Here is a 19546-nt window from a genome sequence, read left to right on the forward strand (position 1 = left end):
TTACTGGGTGACGCTGGTGGCGGTGCGCCGCGGCCCGGCGTAGCGCCAGAAGAAGTTGAGCAGCACGCTGACCCGGTTGCGCCCGCCCAGCAGGTACGCCACGTGGATGAAGATCCACACCAGCCAGGCGGGCAGCCCGCGCATGGTCAGCCCGTTGGCCAGCTGCAGCACGGCCTCCGCCTTGCCCACCGTCGCCATGATCCCCGGATCCTGGTAGGAGAACGGCCGCAGCGGACGCCCCTGGATCGCCGCGGCGATCTGCCGGCCCACGTGCTTGCCCATCTGGATCGCCGGCTGGGCGAGCTGGGGCAGCGGTTCCGGCGGCCCGGACAGGTCCCCGGCGACGAAGATCTCGGGATGCTCCGGCACGTTGAGCGCCTCGGTGAGCGTGATCCGGCCGCCCTTGCCCTGCGGCAGCCCCCAGGCGCCCACCTCGGGCGGCGCGGTGACGCCGAGGGCCCACACGGTCACGTCGCTCGGCAGCCGGGTGCCGTCCTTGAGCACCACGGCGTCCGGCTCGACGGAGGCCACGGTGGAGCCCAGCCGCAGCCGTACGCCGCGCTTGCGCAGCGCCTTGGCCGCCGAGTCGCGCAGCCGCGGCTTGTACGGCGCCAGCACGTAGTCGAAGCGCTCGACCAGCGTCACGCTCGTCTGGTCCGGCCGCACCTCGGGATGCGTCAGCGGAACCGTGCGCCGCCGCAGCTCGGCCAGCGTGCCGGCCATCTCGACCCCGGTCGCGCCCGCGCCCACCACCACGATGTGGGTGCTCTCACGCCGTCCCGCCGCGGTGTCCTCCAGGCAGTGCTGCATCAGCCGGCGCAGCGTGGCGGCGTCGTTGAGCGAGTAGATGGGGTGGGCGTTCTCCTGCGCGCCGGCCACGTTGAGCCAGTTGGTGGTGACGCCGGTGGCCAGCACCAGGTAGTCGTAGTCGAGCACGGTGCCGTCGTCCAGCTCGACCTTCTTCTCGTCGGCCAGCACCTTGCTCAGCGAGGCCCGCCTGGCCCGCACATTGGGCCACTTGGCGGCGAACGTCCTGATCGGATAGGACACGTCGGACGTCCCCATCCCCGCCGTGGCCACCTGGTAGAGCAGCGGCTGGAACGTGGAGTAGGGGTTGCGGTCGACGACCGTGACCAGCGCTCCGCTCCTGGCCAGCTCCCGTGTCGCGTTCAGCCCCGCGAAACCCGCGCCCACGACGACGACCCGCGCTCTCTTCACCATGAAGAAGTCCTTCCCCATCGACAGCGTCATGGATGCCTATGGCACCGCCAGCATCTCTTAAACCACTGAATACGGGATCGGCACGAAATCTCCGCCGCACGTAAGAGGGCCCTCTCGCCTGATCGGGGGAGCGAGAAGGCCCGTGACCGGGGCCGGCGGCTACTCCTGACGTGAGCGCCACAGCCCGATGGCGGTGACGCGGGAGTCGACGCCGAGCTTGGCGTAGATCCGGTTGACGTGGTTCTTCACGGTCTTCTCGCTGAGAAACAGCCGCCGCGCGATCTGCCCGTTGGACTGACCGGTCGCAATGAGGTCCATGACCTCGGCTTCGCGTTTGCTCAGGGACGTGAACACGCTATCGAACGCTGCGTCGTCGACTCTCATCCGGCCTCCGGGGGCGCGCAGACGGTCAGATCGCCGATGGCCCCCGTGCTTCCGGCGTTAGCGGTAGACAGCGAGCATAACCCGCATTGTCATGATTTGGGGCCGTTGTCGGTAGAAAAGACAAACGGCCGGTCCCGAAGGACCGGCCGTTCGCGCTGGGGTGAGTGAAGGGACTTGAACCCTCGACATCCAGGACCACAACCTGGCGCTCTGCCAACTGAGCTACACCCACCACGGCCACCCACTGCGTGGTGGCACAGGAAAAGTGTAGCGGGATTCGGGAGTCTTTACGCCACCCGTTTAGCCGCTGACCCGCTCTGCCAGGGCTCTCGCGGTCGCCGAATCGGGCCCCGGCTGACCCACGAAGATCGCCGCGCGGTAGTAGCGCAGCTCCCTGATGCTCTCCGTGATGTCCGCCAGAGCACGGTGTCCGCCCTGCTTTTCCGGTGCGGCGAAGTAGACCCGCGGATACCACCGGCGCACCAGCTCCTTGATCGACGAGACGTCGATCATCCGGTAGTGCAAATAGGAATCCACCCCGGGCATGTCGCGGGAGATGAACGTGCGATCGGTGCCGATCGAGTTGCCGCACAGCGGGGCCTTCTTCGGCTCGGGCACGTGGCGGCGGATGTAGTCGAGCACCAGCGCCTCCGCCTCCGCCAGCGTCACCCCGCCCGCCAGCTCCGGCAGCAGCCCGGAGGCGGTGTGCATCTCGCGCACGACCTGCGACATCTGCTCCAGGGACTCGGGCGGCGGTTTGATGACCACGTCGACGCCCTCGTCCAGCTGGTTGAGCTCGCTGTCGGTGATCACGCACGCTACTTCGACGAGCGCGTCGCGCCCCAGGTCGAGTCCGGTCATCTCACAGTCGATCCAGACCAGCACGTCACTCATTCGATCTCCTCGCCCAGCGGCTCGGAGCAATCCGCCCGCTTGTTACCCCACCAGCCTAGTGCCACCGGTCAGGCCGGTTTGAGCGAGCCGAGAACCTGCTCGACCACGTCGGTGCCCAGATTGTCGGGAACGGAGACGTACGCGATGGCCGGAGTCTGCCCGTCGCCCCGATCCACGAGCACGATCGCCCCGTTCTCCTTCTTCCACTTGTAGCCCTTCTCCTCCGAGATCTTGGTGAAGTCGAGCTCGAACCGCAACAGCCAGGCGTCCTTGTCGCCCACCTTCATCGCCTTGTCCTCGATGACCTTGCTCTCGTGGGCGGGCGCGTAGTAGCGGGTGGTGAAGTCCACGAAGACGGCCTTGGCGGTGTCGCCGAGACCCGTGGCGCCGGAGTAGGGGTAGAGCTCGTTGAGCAGCCCCGTGAAGACGTTGCCGATCCAGTCGTCCTCGCCCTCGTAGTTCTCCTGCGCGTCCGCCTTGACCGCGGCCGTCCACTGCTGCTCGGTCGGCCTGCCGTTGTTGACCGCGTTGACCGCGGCCACCTCCCAGCCGCTGGGCACCTTGAAGGCCAGCCCGCTGCGCGGATCGGTGATCACGCCGTCGGCCGGCTGCGGGAACTCGCCGCCCTGGCTCGGCAGCGGGTCCTGCGACGGCGGCCCCTGGGACGGAGGCTCCTCGGTGGGGAAGCGCGGCTCGGCCGTCTCACGGGGCGGCGACGCGACGCCCGTGCTGTCCCTGTTGATGAAGAAGATCCCGGCCACCACGATCAGCGCGAGCACCACCAGCGCCGCCAGGCCGCCGAACACCCACGGCAGCGGGTTGCCCTGCTTGGGCGGCGGCGGGTAGCCGGGCCCCGGCAGCGGCCCGCCCCACTGCTGGGTGGGCGGCTGCGCCGACGACTGGGTGGGCCCGCCGGGGGCGCCGTAGGCCGACTGGCCGTAGGTGGGGTTGCCGAACTGCAGTGTGGGGTTCGCCGGCGTCGCCGCCCAGCCGGGCCCGGTCTGCGGCTGGGGCTGCTGCTGGGGTGGTGGCTGGGGGAACGACTGTGTCGGGGCCTGAGCGGACGGCTGGGAGGGAGGCTGCGGCTGGGGGCCGGACGCCGGCTGCCGGGACTGGCCCTGCGGCTCCTGGGCGTGCAGCGCGTCCGTCCACTGGCTGCCGTCCCACCAGCGGAGCTGAGGCTCTCCGTAGGGGTCGGGGTACCAGCCCGCGGGGGTCTGCGTGGTCATGTTCGCCAGATTAGTAAGAACCGCTTTGATATGCATTGCTGAGCGCGATCGGGCGGTCCCCGCCCGGCCGGCCGGTCAGCACGTACGGGGCCCTGTCAGCACGTACAGAGGCTTGTCAGCACTTGTAGGAGAACGTGGCCTTGTCCGAGCGCACCGGCCCCGGCGTGAGGATCCGCAGCGTGGCCGTGGCCTTGACGTTGCTCCTGCCCCGCAGCGTCCACCGCAGCGGCACCGTGTACGACGTCTTGTCGGCCTGCGTGCGTAACGTCCCCTTGACGACCTCCTTGTCGAGGTTCTTGCGCCACTCGTACGTGATCTCGCCCGGCCCCCCGTTCGTGACGACCGTGCCGGTGACCACCACCGCGCGGTCGCAGCCCTGCGTCTTCTTCGGCGCCACCACGTTCACCGACATGACCGCCAGGTCCGGCGCGGTGCCCAGCTTGAGCCAGGCCAGGACCGCCCCCGCCATCACGATCGCGAACACGACCGCCGACAGGATCGTGCGCCGCCGCCTGGCCCGCGAGACCCGGTCGGTCCGCCCGCCGGGGCGGTGCATGGTGGCCGCCTCGTCGCGGCCCGCACGCCAGATCCGTTCGGCCTCCGTCTCCTGCCGCTCCCGCGCCTGCGGCTGGGTCCCGACCCCCGGCCCGAACTGAACCGGTCCCGTCGACCGGCCGGGGACGTGCAGCAGCGTGACGATGTCGCCCTCGTCCCTGTTCGGCGGGACGACCGGCGGGGCGGCCGAGGCGCGCCCGTAGGCCGGCGCCTGGGCGAACGCCGACCGGCCGCGCGCCGCACTCGCCAGGGCGTCCCTGCTGATGCGGCCGCCCGGCAGCGTGCCGCGCTCGTTGACCAGCAGGTCGCGGGCGGCGGCCAGACCCAGGGTGCCGGCCGTGTTCGCGGCCCGTTCGAACAGCGCGGCCACCTCGGGGGCCTGCCGGCCGGCGGAGGCGCCCAGGCCGCGGGCCAGTGAGGCCCAGCCCGCCGCGTCCCGTTCGCGCGGAGAGACCCGCGCCCTGATGGCGTCGGACAGCCCGCGCTCCGACAGCAACGAGACGCCCTCGGAGGTGACGACCACCGTGCCCGGATGCACCGAGCCGTGCGTGACCCCGGCGGAGTGCAGCGCGAGCAGCGTCTGGGCGGTCTCCACCAGGGCGGAGGCCGCCCCGCCCGGATCGACGGGACCGGCCGCGAGCAGGTCGGCCAGCGTCGGGCTGACCGCCTGCGCGGTGAGCAGCCACACCTGCTCGCCCGCCGCGACGACGTCCGCCACCGGGATCAGCCCGCTCAGCCCGGCCAGCACGAGCCGCTGGTCGGTCATGACCGCCTGCACGACGCGGTCGCGGACGCCGGGCAAGCCGACGATCTTCGGGTCGAACAGCAGCGCGCCGGCCCTGCGGCCGTCGGGCGAGATGGCGTCGATCCAGTTGCCGAGTTCGGTCATCCAGGTGTGCTCGGTGAGCCGGAATCCGGCGATACCGTTGTCAGGGTTGTTCATCGCCGTCTGCCCCCCGGGCGCGTCTAGCGCTTCCTTCTGTGACGTCCCGCCATACGGCGCCTCACCGCAAGTGTGACCGGTAGCGCGCCCGTCGTCACCAGGGTGAGCCCGATCAGCGCACCGCCCGCGCCCCCGTCAGTGGATCCGTCAGTGGATCCGCCAGTGGTCCCGTCGGTGGCCCGAGGGGCCTGCACCGTCGGTTCGCGGCGCGGCGGCTCCTGGCCGCCGTCTCCCGTGCCGCCCGTGGAGGTGGGCTCGCTCTGGGTGGGCGAGGCCGTGGTCGGGTCGGGGATCGGGTCCGGCCGCCGGGTCGGGGCCGTGGCGCTCGGCGCGGCCGAGGTGGGCGGCCGCTCGCCGTCGGGACGGTAGACGTCGCCGTTCAGCTCGGGCTCCTCGCTCTCCGTGGCGGTGGGCTTCGCGGTGGTGGGCTTGGGGGTCGGCTTCCTGGTCCTGACCGGCGTCCGCGCGGGCGTGGGGGTCGGCTTCCTGGTGGCCGTGGGCCGTACGACCGGGGGAGCGGCGCTTTCCGTGGCCGTCGGGACGGGCGCGGAGGTGGTCTCCTCCGGAGTGGGCACCGCCTCCTCCTCCGGCTCCTCGGTGGCCTCGTCCGGCGTCTGCTCGACGGCCGGCTCGGGCTCGGACGTGGTCGGCGTGACCTGGGTGGTCTGCGCCTGGAGCACCGGCTCGTCGGATCCGGTGCTGACGAACATCACCACGGCCGCGACGAGCACGCCCGCCGTGGCCGTGGCCAGGGCGATCTTGACCGGCAGCTTGCTCAGGACGCTCGGCGGCTCGTCGAAGTCCGTCTCGGCGAGCGCGGTCTCCGTCTGCGCGGGCTCCTCCAGCGCGGTCGGGAAGAGCAGCACCAGCAGGCCGGCGAGGGCGGCCAGGCGGCGGCGCCCGCGCTCCTCCCAGTCGGGCCCGTACGCCTGCGCCGCGACGGCCTCCAGCTCGGTCAGGAACGCTTCCGCCGACGGCGGCCGCTCCGCCGGGTCCTTGGCCAGGCCGCGCTCGACCAGGTCGCGCAGCTGCCCGGGGATCTCCTCGGTCGGCGGGGCCACGGCCTGGTGCTGGTGGGCCAGGGCGGCGAGGTTGGGGGCGCGGAAGGGGCGGGTGCCGGTCAGGCACTCGAAGAACACGACGGTGGCCGCGTAGACGTCGGTCGCGGGGCCCGCGGGCTTGCCCGCCCACTGCTCGGGCGCCATGTACGGCGGCGTGCCCGCGGCGCTCGCGTGCTCGCCGGTCCTGACCGCGATGCCGAAGTCCACCAGCTTGGTGACGCCGTCGTGCTGGACCATGACGTTCTCGGGCTTGAAGTCGCGGTGCACGACCCCGATGGCGTGCGCCGAGGCGAGACCCTGCAGCGAGCCCTTGAGCACCGTCAGCGCCGCCTCAGGCCCCGTGGGCCCCTCGGAGCGCAGGAGCTCGCGCAGCGACACGCCGTTGATCAGCTCCATGATGATCGCCGCGCCCTGCCCGGCCTCGACGTAGTCGATCAGCCTGGCGTGGTACGCGCTCTGTAACGTCGCCAGCAGCCTGGCCTCGTGGCGGAACCTGGCCACGAACCCGACGTCGGCTCTCAGCTCGTCGCTGAGGTACTTGATCGCCACCTCGGCGCCGTCGTAGTCACGCCTGGCCAGGACCACCCGGCCCGCGGCCCCCGAGCCCAGCTCGCGGACCTCGGTGTAGCCCGGGACCCCCCACGGCCCATCACCGTACATAACGGTTCTCCTCTGGAGTCACTAGGGCCCCCACCCTCATCAAACGGTCCGTAGCTTAACCAGAGGGAGCCGCTTTCCCGCTACCGTTATTCAGACAAGCGGGGAAATGTCACCCAACGGTACCGGGAGACTCGGGCCTCGGTGTGATCTTCGGCGTCGCCCGCGGCGTCTCCTTCGTGGGCTCCTGCGGTTCCTCGCTGGGCGTGTCCCGCGGCTGCTCCACCGGCTTGTCGCTCGGTGGCTCCTTGGGCGGCTCCTCCTCCTGGCACGCCGGGGTGGCGCCACTGCGACCGGCGCTCCCGCCGGCCGCGGCCGGGTCGGTGGCGGCCGTCACCGACCACTTCGAGCCGCAGGGCAGCTTGGCCCGGTAGGCGAACGACCGGCTGTAGGAGGTCGCGCCCGACAGGGTCACCGTGCGCGTGTCGGCCCCCTCGCCGGCCGCGAGCCTGACGGTGAGCCGTACCGGCTGGGTGTTCGCCGTGGTGACCCTGACCTGCGTGGAGACCCCGCCGGCCCGCGCGCCCGCCGCGACGATCGCCACCCGCCGCACCTGCGGCGGGCACGGCACCGAGACCCGCGCCGTGTCGGTCCTGCCGCCCGCGCTCACCCGCACCGACAGCGTCGAGCCGCAGGGACGGGACCTGAACGTGTGGGTGAAGGCCCTGGAATAGGAGGTGCGGCCGGACAGGGTCGCCTCGCGGGTGCCCGCCCCCTCGCCGTCGACCGCGAACCTGGCCTCGACCGGGATCGCGCCGGCGCCGCTCGCGGTGAGCCTGACCCGGGCGGTGGCCGTGCGGCCGGGCGCCTCGGGCAGGCCGAGGGCGACGCTGAGTGCGGTCACTCTGGCCGGGCAGGCCGGCACGGACAGGGAGGCCGTCCTGGTGCCGCCGGGGGCCGCCGGTGAGGTGGCGACGCTCAGCGTGACCGTGCTGCCGCAGGGACGCTCGCCGATCCGCCAGCTCAGCGTGCGGGTGTAGGAGGTGGCGCCGCTGAGGCGCAGGCGCTGGGTCCTGCCGTCCGTGCCGGGCGCCGCCCAGGTGGCGGTGACGGTGACCGCGCCGGCGCCGTTCGTGCGGAACGTGACCGTGCTGCGGGCGACGTCGTTCTCGCCGAGCGTGATGCCGCCCACGCTCACTCCCAGCACCGAGGCGGCCGGCGGCGTGCTCGGCTCCGGCTCGGAAGGCGTGGGCGTGGGCGTGGGGGTGGGGGTCGGTGTGGCGGACGTGGGCGTCACGCTCGGGGTGCCGCTGCCCGTGCCGGTGCTGGTCGGCTGGGTGGCCTGCCCGGTCGGCTCCTGCTCAGGGCGGTCGGCCTCGGGCGGGTCCTGCGGGACGGCCTGCGGCGTGGTCCCCGGCTCGGCGGCGGGATCGACGCCGGGGCCTGAATCCGGGCCGGTATCGGTGCCGGGATCGGACTCCGGTTCGGTGGCCGGCGCGGGATCGGACGTCGTCGGATCGGCGACCGGCGCCGTCTCGACCAGGCTGGGCGGCACCGCGGCCGCCGCTCCGACCGGCCGCTCCGGCGGCGGCTGCCGGTTGACCAGCACGACCACCACCGCCACGGCCGCCGCCGAGGCCACCGCGCCGCCCATGGCCAGCCGCCGCGTGTTCGCGCGCAGCCCGCGGAAGACCGTTCTGGCCAGCGACGTGGCCACCTCGGGCGCGGGTGCGGTCTGCGGGGTCGGTAACAGCAGCGCGAGCAGCGCCACGAGCGCGGCCAGCCGGCGCCTGCCCCGCTCCTCCCAGTCCTCCCCGTACGCCGCCCTGGCCACCGCCTCCAACTCGGCCACGAACGCCGTCGCCCCGCCGGGCCGACGCGCCGGATCCTTGGCCAGCCCGCGCCGCACCAGCTCGCGCACCGGCTCGGGCGCGTCGTGGAAGGGCACGGGGGCGTGCACGTGCTGGTAGCCGAGCACGCTCGGCTCCGTGGAGCGGTAGGGCCGGTGCCCGGTCAGGCACTCGAAGAAGACGGCCGTGGCCGCGTACACGTCGGTGGCCGGCGAGGCAGGCTGTCCCTCCCACAGCTCGGGCGCCATGTAAGGCGGCGTCCCCTCCGGCCGCGCGGTCGTGCCCTGCCTGACCGCGATGCCGAAGTCGACCAGCTTGCTGACCCCGTCGTCGCGGACGATCACGTTCTCCGGCTTGTAGTCCCGGTGGACCAGCCCCATCTCGTGCGCCTTGGCCAGCCCCAGCAGCGAGCCCTTGAGCACGACCAGCGCCGCCTCCGGCTCGGTGGTGCCGTTCTCGCGCAGCAGCGCCCGCAGCGAGACGCCGTTGACCAGCTCCATCACGATGGCCGCGCCGCCGAAGTCCTGGACGTACTCCCACATCGTGGCGATGTTCGGATCGCGCAGCGTGGTCAGCAGCCGCGCCTCCGACTGGAACCTGGCCAGCGCGGCCGGATCACGCCGCAACTCCTCGGACAGGTACTTGATCGCCACCCTGACCCCGGTGTCGTCGTGCACAGCCTGGACGACGCGCCCGCTGGCACCCGCCCCGAGCTGCTTGATCTCCGTGTAACCGGGAGCACTCCACTGCATATCCGCTCTCCCATCAGGAGCCGGCCCACCTGATGAGACGCGTGATCATGGGCTGGGGTTTTCCAGGTGGTTCCGGATTCATGGAACTACTCCCGATGGAGGATGTGAACAGGCGCACCGATACCTTCTGGGAGCACCGAATCCGGCTCGGGTTCGCCCCACGACGTGACCAGCGGCAACACCCCGGCCCATACCGGCAGGTCGTAGTCCTCCTCCTCGTCCACCGGACCGCCCCTGCGCACTTTGACCGAGGCCTCGTCCAGCGGCAGCGCCAGCACCGCCGTGGCGGCCAGCTCCTTGCGGTTCGGCTTGCGCACGTAGTCCCACTGGCCCGGCGCGAGCCGCTCGGCCAGCGCCCGCAGCCCCTCCATCCGCTCGTCCTCGTCCGTCACCAGCCTGGCCCGGCCGTAGACGATCGCCGAGCGGTAGTTGACCGAGTGGTGGAAGATCGAGCGGGCCAGCACGATGCCGTCAAGGTGGGTGACGGTGACGCAGACGTCGGTGCCCTCGCCCGCGCGCAGCGACGAGGCGCCGGTGGAGCCGTGCAGGTAGAGGGTCTCGCCGATGCGGCCGTAGCCGGTCGGCACGACCATGGGATGGCCGTTCACGATCACGCCCAGGTGACAGATGAGGCCGCTGTCGAGCACCTCGTACAGGTCGTCGCGGTCGGTGCTGCCGCGCTCCTTCGAGCGCCCCAGCGTCGTACGGGGAGTGGTGGAGAGCATGATTCGACCGTAACCACGAAGTGGACCTACGCTGTAGGGCCACTATCCAGCCCTTCGCAGAGACCACTTCCATGCGCAACCACGTTGACCTGCCCGTATCGCTGTCGCGCGACGCGGACGAACCGCTCACCGCCCAGCTGGCCGGCTGGCTGCGCCGCGCCATGCTGGACGGCACGCTGGCCGCGGGCGAGCGGCTGCCGTCCACCCGTGGCCTGGCCACCCAGCTCGCGGTCAGCAGGACCGTGGTGACGGAGGCGTACCAGCAGCTCTACGCCGAGGGCTGGCTGGACGGGCGGCACGGCTCGGGCACGTTCGTGGCCGACATCGAGCATGCGGCGCGGCCGCCCGTCCCGCCGGAGCGCGCCGTGCCCGCGCCCGTCCCGCCGCCGGCGCCGGCCGACGTGATCGATCTCACGGCCGGCCGGCCCTGGGTGCGCGACTACGACCGGGCGGCCTGGAAGCGGGCCTGGCGCCGGGCCGCCGACCTGCCGCCCGGCGCGGACCCCGACCCGTACGGCCTGCCCCGCCTGCGCGAACTGCTCGCCGACCACCTCAGACGCGCCAGAGGCATGGCCGTCGGCCCCGAGAACATCCTGGTCACCCGGGGCACCGGCAACGGTCTCGACCTGTGCGCGCTGGCCCTGCTCCATCCCGGTGCGAAGGCCGGCGTGGAGGACCCCGGCTACCACGTGGCGCGCACGGTGTTCGCGATCAGGGGCGCCGAGGTGGTGCCCTGCCCGGTCGACGCCGACGGCGTGATCGTGGACACGCTGCCCTCGGACCTGCGGGTGCTCTACACCACGCCCGCCCACCAGTACCCGCTGGGCGGCCGCCTGCCGATCCCGCGCAGGGAGCGCCTGCTGGCCTGGGCCAGGAGCACGGGCGCGACCATCGTGGAGGACGACTACGACGCCGAGTTCCGCTACGACGTCGCCCCGCTGCCCGCCCTCTACGGCCTCGACCCCGAGCGGGTGGTGCTGCTCGGCTCGCTGTCCAAGATCCTCTCGCCCGACGTGGGCGTGGGCTGGCTGGTCGGGGAGGCCGGGCTGGTCGGCCGGCTCGCGGAGCTGCGCCGCGCGACGGGTGACCGCACCAGCGGGCCCGTCCAGCAGGCGGTGGCGACCCTGCTGGAGCGCGGCGACATCGACCGGCACCTGCGCAGGATGCGGCTGGAGTACGCGCGCCGCCGCGCCGCCGTCGTCGAGCTCCTCGGCCCGGTCTGCCGGCTGCGCGGCGACACGGCCGGGCTGCACGTCCTGGCCGAGCTGCCCGCCTCCGTGGTGCCCGCCGTCGTCGCGCGGGCCGCGGAGCTCGGCGTGCTGCTCGACTCCGCCGAGCGCCACCACCACGCCGGCACGCGCCTGCACGGCCTGGTCATCGGGTACGGCTCCGCCTCGCTCCCCGACGTCAGGCGGGGCTGCAGGATCCTGGCCGCCCTCATCCGTGCGGGCCGGCCGTAGGCGGCTCCAGCCGGCGCAGGACGGGCAGCGAGCGGGCGGTGTACATCGGGTCCACGGGCAGCACGTGCCTGGCCCACCAGCGCGCGGGAGCGGGATCGGGGGAGGGGTCGGTGAAGGCGGGGGCGTAGTCGTCGTACGGCGGGTCGTACAGGTAGCCCGTCGAGACCCCGTGCCGCTCCAGCTCGGCGATGGCCGCGTCCCTGTCGCGTACGAGGAGCGGCACCCGGAACAGCGGCCGGCTCAGGTCGTCGAGCACGGCCGGGGCGACGGTGGGCAGCTCGGCCAGGCGCTGCACGCCCGCCAGCCGGCGCGCCCGGTCGCGGGGCACCTTGGCCGCCCGCCGCCCCTGGTACCAGCGGGCCACCCGGCCCCGGCGGGCCCGGTAGCGGTGCAGGTCGGCGTGGACCCAGGGGTCGAAGGGCGGCAGCGAGGGGATCTGCTTGAGCGCCAGTTCGAGCTCGGGCGCGGCCAGGGCGATGCGGAAGCCCTCACGCGGCTCCTGCAGGCCGAGGCGGCGCATGAGCTTGAGCGCGGGACGCACCAGGTCGAGCTTGAGCGCCCCCTGGCGGGCCATGGAGGTGGCCACGCTGAGCAGGTCGGCGCGCAGGGAGCCGCGGGTCAGCAGCTCGTCACGGGCGCGGGTCAGCGCGTCGAGATCGGCCTTGCTCTCGACGGCCAGCACGCCGCCCGAGCCGGCGCCGGGGTGCTTGGACAGGCTGAACACCCCGGCCTGGCCGAAGGTGCCGAGGGGCCGTCCGCCGAGGTCGGTCTCCATCGCGTGCGCGACGTCCTCGATCAGGATCTTCCCGGCGAAGGCGGGGGCGTCGTCGGGCAGGCCGTACAGGTTGGTCGTCAGCACGGCGTCGACCGCGCCGAGATCCACCCGGGCGACGTCGATGTTGCCGTCGCGGGGCGACAGCGGCGCGATCACCGGGCGCAGCCCGGCCGCGAGCACCAGGAAGAGGATCTCGTCCGCGGAGATGGGGGACATCAGCAGCCGCTGACCGGGCCGGCACCAGTGGCGTAGTGCCAGGTAGAGGCCGAGCCGGTTGGACGGAAGCGACAGACAGTGACGGCCTGTGCGCTCTGCGATGCGTTTCACCCTTGTAGGACAGTACGCAGTCTTCCGTACGTTTTCAATGCCTTGTCCGCAGTTTTGAGCAGCAGCGGATTGGCCATGACCGTAGCGCGGGTCTTGCGCGCCGGCACCCGCATCAGCCAGTGCAGCCCGGCCGCCGCGCCGACCCTGGCCACACGCCCTTCGGCCACCTCCAGCTCGCCGTTCTTGAGCTTGTCCTTGTACTCCTTCTGGCCCCGGCCCATGTCGATGACCTCGATGCCGGACTCGGCGGCCCGCTCGGCCATGGCCAGGTGGTGGATGAGGCCGGGGGAGTATTTGGAGTATCGGGGGTCGTAGGCGGGGAACCAGCCCGCCAGCGTGGTGCGCGTGCGGACGCCGAAGTGGCCGGCCACCGGCCGCTCGTCCACGTAGATCATGTCCAGCACCCCGGCGAAGCTCTCGGTCTGCGTGGCCAGCAGCCGCTCGACCAGCTCCACGATCCACTGGTGGGCGAACCTGTCGGTGCGGCCGGTGCGCCGATACTGGTCGGTCTTCCAGCCCAGCAGGGTGCGCAGGGGCGCCAGGTCGGTGGTCGCGTAGTCGTGGCGGATCGGCCCGGCCTCGCGCTGGAGCTTGCGCGACTTGGCCAGGGTGGACTTGTAGGTCTTGCCGGAGTGCGCACGCAGGAACTCCGTGTAACGTTCCCAGCCGTCGCGCAGGTCGATGATCGGCGAGGGATGCCGTTCGTGGTGCTCGCCCATCAGCGGCTGACCGGCCACCAGGTGGTCGAACTCGTAGACCGACAGCCCGCAGCCCTTGATCAGCCGGACCGGGTCGATGTGCACGTCCTTCGCGTGCACCAGCCCCTGCGCGTCGGTGAGCCCGGAGGCGACCGGCTTGCCGATGCCGAGGGGATGTCGCTCGAACGGGAAGAATCCCACGATCTCCTGGCCGTCGTGAATGACGGCGACTCTCACGTCATCGCGAAGTTCGCCCACCGTGAGCGTGAACTCGGGGGAGAGGAAGGGATTGTCGAAGGCGGCGTGCGCTTCCTGAAGGGCGCGCCATCGGGTCACTTCCGTCGGGCCCAGTTCGCGAGGCAGGGCAAGGGTGATGCGCATGGGCTCCTACTGTCGGCATGCACTCTCTGTCCGGCATGGGCCAGGGGTGTTCTCCTGCCAGATTAAAGGATCTCGCGCCATGGCATAGCCGCAGGTCCGGAACGTTACACAACTCCCAGGTGGTGTTCAGGACCGAGTGACGTTCTAATGTGTGTTCATGACCGTACCTGGCATCGACCACCCCCGATTGGTCGAGTGGATGGGCCGTAATGTGCCCGACGCCGGCGAACCGCAGTCCGTCGCGCTGATCTCGGGCGGCAGGTCCAACCTGACCTACGTGGTCGAGGCCCGGGAGCGCCGTCTCGTGCTGCGCCGGCCGCCCCTCGGTCACGTGCTGCCCACCGCCCACGACATGCGACGCGAGTGGCGGGTCATCTCGGCGCTCGCGCCGACGCCGGTGCCCGTTCCCGAGCCGGTCGCGTTCTGCGCCGACGAGGACGTGATCGGGGCCCCGTTCTATCTCATGGGGTACGTGGAGGGCGTCGCCGTACGCGAGAGCGAGCAGCTCGGCGACCCCACGCCCGAGCAGACCCGCCGGCTGTCCGAGCGGCTGGCCGAGGTGCTGGCCGCCATCCACGCCGTCGACTACCGCGAGGTGGGCCTCGGTGATTTCGGACGGCCGGAAGGCTACCTGGCGCGCCAGCTCGACCGCTGGTGCCAGCAGTGGGAGCGGTCGAAGACGGCCGATCCGCCCGAGTACCACCGGCTGGTGGAGCGCCTGCGCGCGCGGCTGCCCGCCGAGGCCGCCGGCACGCTGGTGCACGGTGACTACCGGCTGGACAACACGCTGCTGCGGCTCGGCGACCTGGAGATCACGGCCGTGGTCGACTGGGAGATGTCCACGCTCGGCGACCCGCTGGCCGACCTGGGGCTCACCCTGACCTACTGGCACGACCGCGGCGACGACGAACGGGCCCGCATCCCGGTGGCCGGAGACGTGACCGTGGCGCCGGGCTTCCTGAGCGCCGCCGAGTTCGCCGGCCACTACACGAAGGTCTCCGGGCGCGAGATCTCCGACCTCGGCTTCTACGTGGCCTTCGGCAACTTCAAGCTGGCCGTCATCGTGGAGGGTATCCACGCCCGCTTCAAGCAGGGTAAGACCGTGGGAGAGGGATTCGACCGCATCGGATCCGCCGTGCCCACCCTGATCTCCCGCGCGCACCGCATGCTCGACCAGCACTGAACGCCTCGACCACGGGTTCCGACCCCCGCAAGGAGCGCCCATGAGCACAGTTGCACTGATCACCGGAGCGGCGAGCGGCATCGGGGCCGCCGTGGCCCGGCGTCTGTCGGGCGGAGGCGTCAGGTGCGTCCTCGTCGACCGCGACGGCGAGGGCGTCGAGCGGCTGGCCAAAGAGGTGGACGGCGCCTGGCTGGCGGCCGACGTCAGCACCGAGGAGGCCTCGTTGGAGGCCGTCGCCCTGGCCGAGCGGCGCTACGGGCGGCTCGACCTGATGCATCTCAACGCCGGCGTCAGCGGCGGGGTCGACCTGGCCGACTTCGACCTCGAACGCTACCGCCAGGTCGTCGGCGTCAACGTCGACGGCGTGGTCTTCGGCGTGCGGGCCGGCGTCCCGCTGCTCACCCGCTCCGGCGGCGGCGCGATCGTGGTCACCGCGTCGCTGGCCGGGCTCGTCGGCTTCTCCGGCGACCCGATCTACACCATGACCAAGCACGCCGTCGTGGGCCTGGTCAGGGCGCTGGCCGAGCCGCTGGCCGGCAAGAAGATCCGCATCGGCGCGGTGTGCCCCGGCTTCACCGACACGCCGCTGGTGGCCGGATCGCGGGAGATGTTCGTCAACGCCGGCTTCCCCCTGCTCACCGCCGAGGACGTGGCCGCGGCCGTCGAGACCGCCTTCTACGCCGAGACTCCGGGGACGCTCCTCGTCGTTCAGCCGGGCCGCCAGCCGGTGCCGTACCGCTACGCCGGCGTGCCGGGGCCGGCGGGCGGGCAGCGACCGCCACGCACGGATTGACGGCGAGCGGGCCGCGACCGCCGTGTGCGGATTGACGCCGAGCGGGCAGTGACGGCCGCGCGCGGATTGACGGCAAGTGGCTTGCAAGCGGGACGATTACCGTAATAGGGGCTGGGCTGCTGCCCGGCCCCTTCTACCTTTGCGAATCTTGTAGGTTCGTGATCCTCCCTAACGTCTCGCGAGGATGAGGAGCGTTCAGTGATACCGACCGACGGCCGGCACGCGCGCCGACGATCGCCGTGGCCGATCGCCCTTGGAGCCGGCATTCTCGCGGTCGTCCTGGTGGCGGGCATCATGGTCTACGCGGCCCTGCGCACCAAGGCCCGCGGCGAGTTCAGAGGCAGCGAGGTGGCCACCAACATGCCCACCGAGCCTGCTCCCCAGCTGGAGCAGCCGCCCGCGCTGACCAACTGGCCGCGCTGGGGCATCACCCACACGCAGTACAGCGCCGACAACGAGCCGCAGCAGGTCGCGGAGGAGGCCAGAGGCGTGCTGGGCCGGGTCCCGATGCTGCAGAACCAGCACATCATGGGCTGGGGCGTCGGCAACCCCGAGCCGAGCCCCGGGCAGTTCAACTTCCGTGACCTCGACCGGCGGCTGACGTTCATGTCGTCCTCCAGGGGCGTGCCGATCATCACGCTCTGCTGCGCGCCCGACTGGATGAAGGGCGGGCAGGCCGGGCGTACGGACTGGAACAAGAACCACACGGTCGCCCCCAAACGGGAGCACTTCGACGACTTCGCCAAGCTCGCCACGCGGGTGGCCAAGCAGTATCCGACGGTCAAGCACTACCTGGTGTGGAACGAGTTCAAGGGCTTCTGGGACACGACCACCAACCGGTGGGACGCTCAGGGCTACACCGAGATGTACAACAAGGTCTACACGGCGCTGAAGAAGGTCGACAAGGACATCAAGGTCGGCGGCCCCTACATCCCGATCGAGAGCAACGCCCGCGGCGGGCAGTCGGAGCTGCGCGGGCCCTGGGGCACGGTCGACCAGCGGGCGCTCGAAGCCATCAAGTACTGGATCGAGCACAAGAAGGGCGCCGACTTCATCGTCGTCGACGGGGCGTCGATGACGAACGACAAGGGCAACGTGCCCGACGACTTCGCCGCCCAGGCCAAGTTCGGCGCCATCACCACCTGGCTGCGCGAGAAGAGCGACGACCTGCCGGTGTGGTGGGCCGAATGGTACGTCGAGCCGGAGAACTCCCAGTGGAGCGAGGAGAAGCGCACGGCCGTGCAGGCGAGCGCGCTGATGGAGTTCGCCAAGAGCGGGGTCACCACGGCCCTGTACTGGAACCCCCAGCTCAAGGGGCAGGGCGAGTGCGCCGGCTGCCTCTGGGGGCCCAAGGTGGGCGGTGAGCTGCCGATGGCCGGGCTGCTCAGCGGCTTCACCAAGTGGTTCCCCTCCGGGGTGCGGGTGCAGGAGGTGGAGTCGTCCAGCCCGAAGGTGAAGGCCATCGCGCAGGAGCGGCAGACCGTGATGGTGAACACCTCGGGTGAGGACGTCACGGCGACCGTGGACGGGCGTCAGGTCACGCTGGCGCCGTACGAGATCAAGTGGTCGGGACGCGGCGGCGCCTGACCCGGCGCGTCCCGGACGGAGGCGGGCCCGGCGAGGCCCGCCCGGCCCGCTCAGCCCGGCCCGCTCAGCCCGGCCCGCTCAGCCCGGCCCCTCAGACCGGCCCGCTCAGCCCGGTCAGCTCAGTGCGGCCCCGTCGGCGGCGTCCGCTCGGCTCAGGCCGAAGTGCGGCAGGCAGGGCTCCAGGCCGTGCACGTCCACCGGCACCGGGCTGGTGAAGTCGTCCCGTTCGAGCCGGAGCCGCTGCTCGACGGCCCGCCGCCCGCGGACCTCGTGCACCGACACCCCGTCCGGCCGGTAGCCCAGCCTGCGTGAGACGCCCAGCGAGGCCGGGTTGTCGACGAACGCGCCGCTGCCCGCCGTCAGCGCGCCCAGGCCCGCGAAGGCCAGGTGCAGGACGGCGGCGCGCATCTCCGTGCCGAGCCCCTTGCCCTGGTAGGCCTGGCCCAGCCAGGAGCCCGTGCTCACGTGACGGGTGACCGCGAACGTGCGCGCCTGGAGGTCCTGGACCCCGATCACCCGCCCGTCGTGCACGACGACGAAGTTGCAGTACCAGTCGTCCGGCTGCCACCGGGACATGACGCCGAGGTGGTAGCGGATCAGGCTTCCCGGCAGCTCGTCGCGGGGCGCCTGCGTCCACGGGACGAAGAACGGCATCCGCTCAGGGTCGTGGATGCCCTCCAGGGCGCGATCGGCCAGCTCGTCGAGGTCGTCGAGGGTGGGCAGCCGCAGCTCCAGGCGGGGTGTGGTCAGGCGCAGGCCGAAAAGGGGTAGATGGCGCATGCCGCTCCATTGTTCCTGCTCACGCCGCCGCGGTCATGCCATTTTCGCCGGGGCCGCGTGCCGACCACCTCTCGTGCGGCTTCTTCCGGGGCCTGCGCCGTCCGTACGGCCGCCCGTCCCATCGGTGGGGCTGCGCCAGTACGTCAGGTAGCGCAACCACCACTCCACCGGCCCGTACCGGTGCCTCCTCAGCCACCACCGGCTGTAGCCGACCTGGAGGGCGAAGATCCCGAGCGCGATCAGCACCTCCGCCGGCGGGCTGACCCGCTCGATCAGCGCCAGCCCGTACCCGGTGAAGATGAGCGAGCAGATCAGCGACTGCGCCAGATAGTTGGACAGTGCCATCCGGCCCGGTGCCGCCAGCGCCCGCCCGGCCCGCGGCAGGTACGGCAGCAGCCGCAGGAACGTCGCCGCGTACGCCGCCGCCAGCAGCGGAGCCGTGACCAGATCCACCGCCTCGCCCCAGAACCGGTGCTCAGCGCCGTTCCAGGCCGACGACGTGTAGTACAGCGCGCCGGCCAGCCCGACCGTGAACCCCGCCCACTGCAGCCGGCGCAGCGTCTCCGTGTAGGCCCGCACGTCGCGCAGCGCGCCCAGCTTGCCCACCGCCAGCCCGATCAGGCACGCGGCCAGCACCGCCGGCCCCTGGAAGAGCACGCGGGCCACGATGATCAGCGACAGCTTCCTGAGGTGCTCGGAGACGATGTCCCAGAAGGCCCCGCCGAGGGCCGAGTCGGACGCGGCGGCCTGCGCGGACCCGTCCGCGACCCGGCCCGACAGGTCCATCCCGCTCGTGGCCAGCACTGCCAGCAGCGCGAAGCCGAGCGCCAGCAGCACCGTCAGCGCGACCGCGAGCAGCACCGCCGTCCTCGGCCTGACCGCGCGGAAGAGGAGCAGGGCCAGGCCCACGGCCGCGTACGTGGTCAGGATGTCCCCGGGGAACAGCAGCACGGCGTGGGCCAGCCCGAGCAGCCCGAGCCCCGCCAGCCGGCGCAGGAACATCGGCGCGAACGGCAGGCCCCGGCGCGCGGCCGAGCCGACCTGCAACGTGAAGCTGTAGCCGAACAGGAAGGAGAACAGCAGATAGAACTTGTTCTCGAAGAACAGCGTCACGACCCACCGCACGCCCCAGTCGAGGGACGAGCCGAACGCGGGCTCCGCCATCCCGGCCATCCGGTAGCCGGAGGCCAGGAAGGCGATGTTCACGACGAGGATGCCGAACAGCGCGAAACCCCGTAGGGCATCGACGGAGGCGATCCTCGCTGCCGCGAGGGGTGCGTCCGGCCTGGCGGGAGATGTCCCCTGTGTCCTCATCGGAGGACATCATCCCGCAGAACCTGAGTGTTTCCTG

The 19546-nt window shown here is 72.0% G+C and carries 16 protein-coding genes and 1 tRNA gene; 4 read left to right on the forward strand and 13 right to left on the reverse strand.

Annotation, left to right across the window (positions count from 1 at the left end; translation table 11 throughout):
- From B0I32_RS41440 to B0I32_RS41480, 9 genes are all read right to left on the reverse strand, one after another.
- Positions 1-1221 carry an NAD(P)/FAD-dependent oxidoreductase gene (locus tag B0I32_RS41440; protein ID WP_219912287.1) on the reverse strand — a complete coding sequence of 407 codons (1221 nt, stop codon included), beginning with the start codon at positions 1219-1221 and terminating at the stop codon, positions 1-3.
- Positions 1222-1380: 159 nt separating this feature from the next.
- On the reverse strand, positions 1381-1605 hold the full coding sequence (locus tag B0I32_RS41445; RefSeq protein ID WP_106249049.1) for a helix-turn-helix domain-containing protein: 225 nt from the start codon (positions 1603-1605) through the stop codon (positions 1381-1383).
- Positions 1606-1761: 156 nt separating this feature from the next.
- Positions 1762-1837: transfer RNA gene (locus B0I32_RS41450), tRNA-His, on the reverse strand.
- 68 nt (positions 1838-1905) lie between these two features.
- A complete protein-coding gene (gene orn, locus B0I32_RS41455; RefSeq protein WP_106249050.1) occupies positions 1906-2499 on the reverse strand; it encodes an oligoribonuclease in 594 nt (197 codons plus the stop codon).
- 68 nt (positions 2500-2567) lie between these two features.
- On the reverse strand, positions 2568-3728 hold the full coding sequence (locus tag B0I32_RS41460) for a DUF2510 domain-containing protein (RefSeq protein ID WP_106249052.1): 1161 nt from the start codon (positions 3726-3728) through the stop codon (positions 2568-2570).
- Positions 3729-3843: 115 nt separating this feature from the next.
- Entirely contained in the window at positions 3844-5226 is a 1383-nt protein-coding gene (locus tag B0I32_RS41465; RefSeq protein ID WP_106249053.1) for a protein kinase family protein, read from the reverse strand.
- A 23-nt stretch (positions 5227-5249) separates the two neighbouring features.
- Complete coding sequence (locus tag B0I32_RS41470; RefSeq protein WP_106249055.1) at positions 5250-6947, reverse strand: serine/threonine-protein kinase; 1698 nt, start codon at positions 6945-6947, stop codon at positions 5250-5252.
- A gap of 109 nt (positions 6948-7056) precedes the next feature.
- The gene (locus B0I32_RS41475; protein WP_106249056.1) at positions 7057-9486 is read right to left on the reverse strand and encodes a serine/threonine-protein kinase; all 2430 of its coding nucleotides are present in this window, start codon (positions 9484-9486) and stop codon (positions 7057-7059) included.
- Positions 9487-9572: 86 nt separating this feature from the next.
- Positions 9573-10211, reverse strand: coding sequence for a pyridoxamine 5'-phosphate oxidase family protein (locus B0I32_RS41480; RefSeq protein WP_106249058.1), 639 nt, complete (start codon positions 10209-10211; stop codon positions 9573-9575).
- Positions 10212-10282: 71 nt separating this feature from the next.
- On the opposite strand from B0I32_RS41480, the gene pdxR reads away from it, so the two are divergent.
- On the forward strand, positions 10283-11671 hold the full coding sequence (gene pdxR / locus B0I32_RS41485) for a MocR-like pyridoxine biosynthesis transcription factor PdxR (RefSeq protein WP_106249060.1): 1389 nt from the start codon (positions 10283-10285) through the stop codon (positions 11669-11671).
- Here pdxR and B0I32_RS56860 read toward each other — a convergent pair.
- Both B0I32_RS56860 and B0I32_RS41495 read right to left on the reverse strand, forming a co-directional pair.
- Complete coding sequence (locus B0I32_RS56860; protein WP_181308360.1) at positions 11649-12773, reverse strand: DegT/DnrJ/EryC1/StrS family aminotransferase; 1125 nt, start codon at positions 12771-12773, stop codon at positions 11649-11651. The two genes, pdxR and B0I32_RS56860, sit on opposite strands and share 23 nt — an antisense overlap.
- Positions 12770-13852 (reverse strand): GNAT family N-acetyltransferase, encoded by a 1083-nt coding sequence (locus tag B0I32_RS41495; RefSeq protein WP_181308362.1) that lies wholly within the window; start codon positions 13850-13852, stop codon positions 12770-12772. The genes B0I32_RS56860 and B0I32_RS41495 overlap by 4 nt, the downstream gene beginning before the upstream one ends.
- A 157-nt stretch (positions 13853-14009) precedes the next feature.
- Between B0I32_RS41495 and B0I32_RS41500 the strand changes: the two genes are divergently transcribed.
- From B0I32_RS41500 to B0I32_RS41510, 3 genes are all read left to right on the forward strand, one after another.
- Positions 14010-15035, forward strand: coding sequence for a phosphotransferase family protein (locus B0I32_RS41500; RefSeq protein ID WP_106249196.1), 1026 nt, complete (start codon positions 14010-14012; stop codon positions 15033-15035).
- Positions 15036-15075: 40 nt separating this feature from the next.
- Entirely contained in the window at positions 15076-15828 is a 753-nt protein-coding gene (locus B0I32_RS41505) for an SDR family oxidoreductase (protein ID WP_106249062.1), read from the forward strand.
- A gap of 198 nt (positions 15829-16026) precedes the next feature.
- Entirely contained in the window at positions 16027-17415 is a 1389-nt protein-coding gene (locus tag B0I32_RS41510) for a GH39 family glycosyl hydrolase (protein WP_106249063.1), read from the forward strand.
- Between the two features lie 114 nt (positions 17416-17529).
- Here B0I32_RS41510 and B0I32_RS41515 read toward each other — a convergent pair whose 3' ends face one another.
- Positions 17530-18195 (reverse strand): GNAT family N-acetyltransferase, encoded by a 666-nt coding sequence (locus B0I32_RS41515; protein WP_106249065.1) that lies wholly within the window; start codon positions 18193-18195, stop codon positions 17530-17532.
- Between the two features lie 33 nt (positions 18196-18228).
- A complete protein-coding gene (locus B0I32_RS41520; RefSeq protein WP_106249066.1) occupies positions 18229-19509 on the reverse strand; it encodes a DUF418 domain-containing protein in 1281 nt (426 codons plus the stop codon).
- Positions 19510-19546 lie beyond the last annotated feature (37 nt).

The organism is Nonomuraea fuscirosea, from assembly GCF_003001935.1.
In the GTDB taxonomy this organism is placed as follows: Bacteria; Actinomycetota; Actinomycetes; order Streptosporangiales; family Streptosporangiaceae; genus Nonomuraea; species Nonomuraea fuscirosea.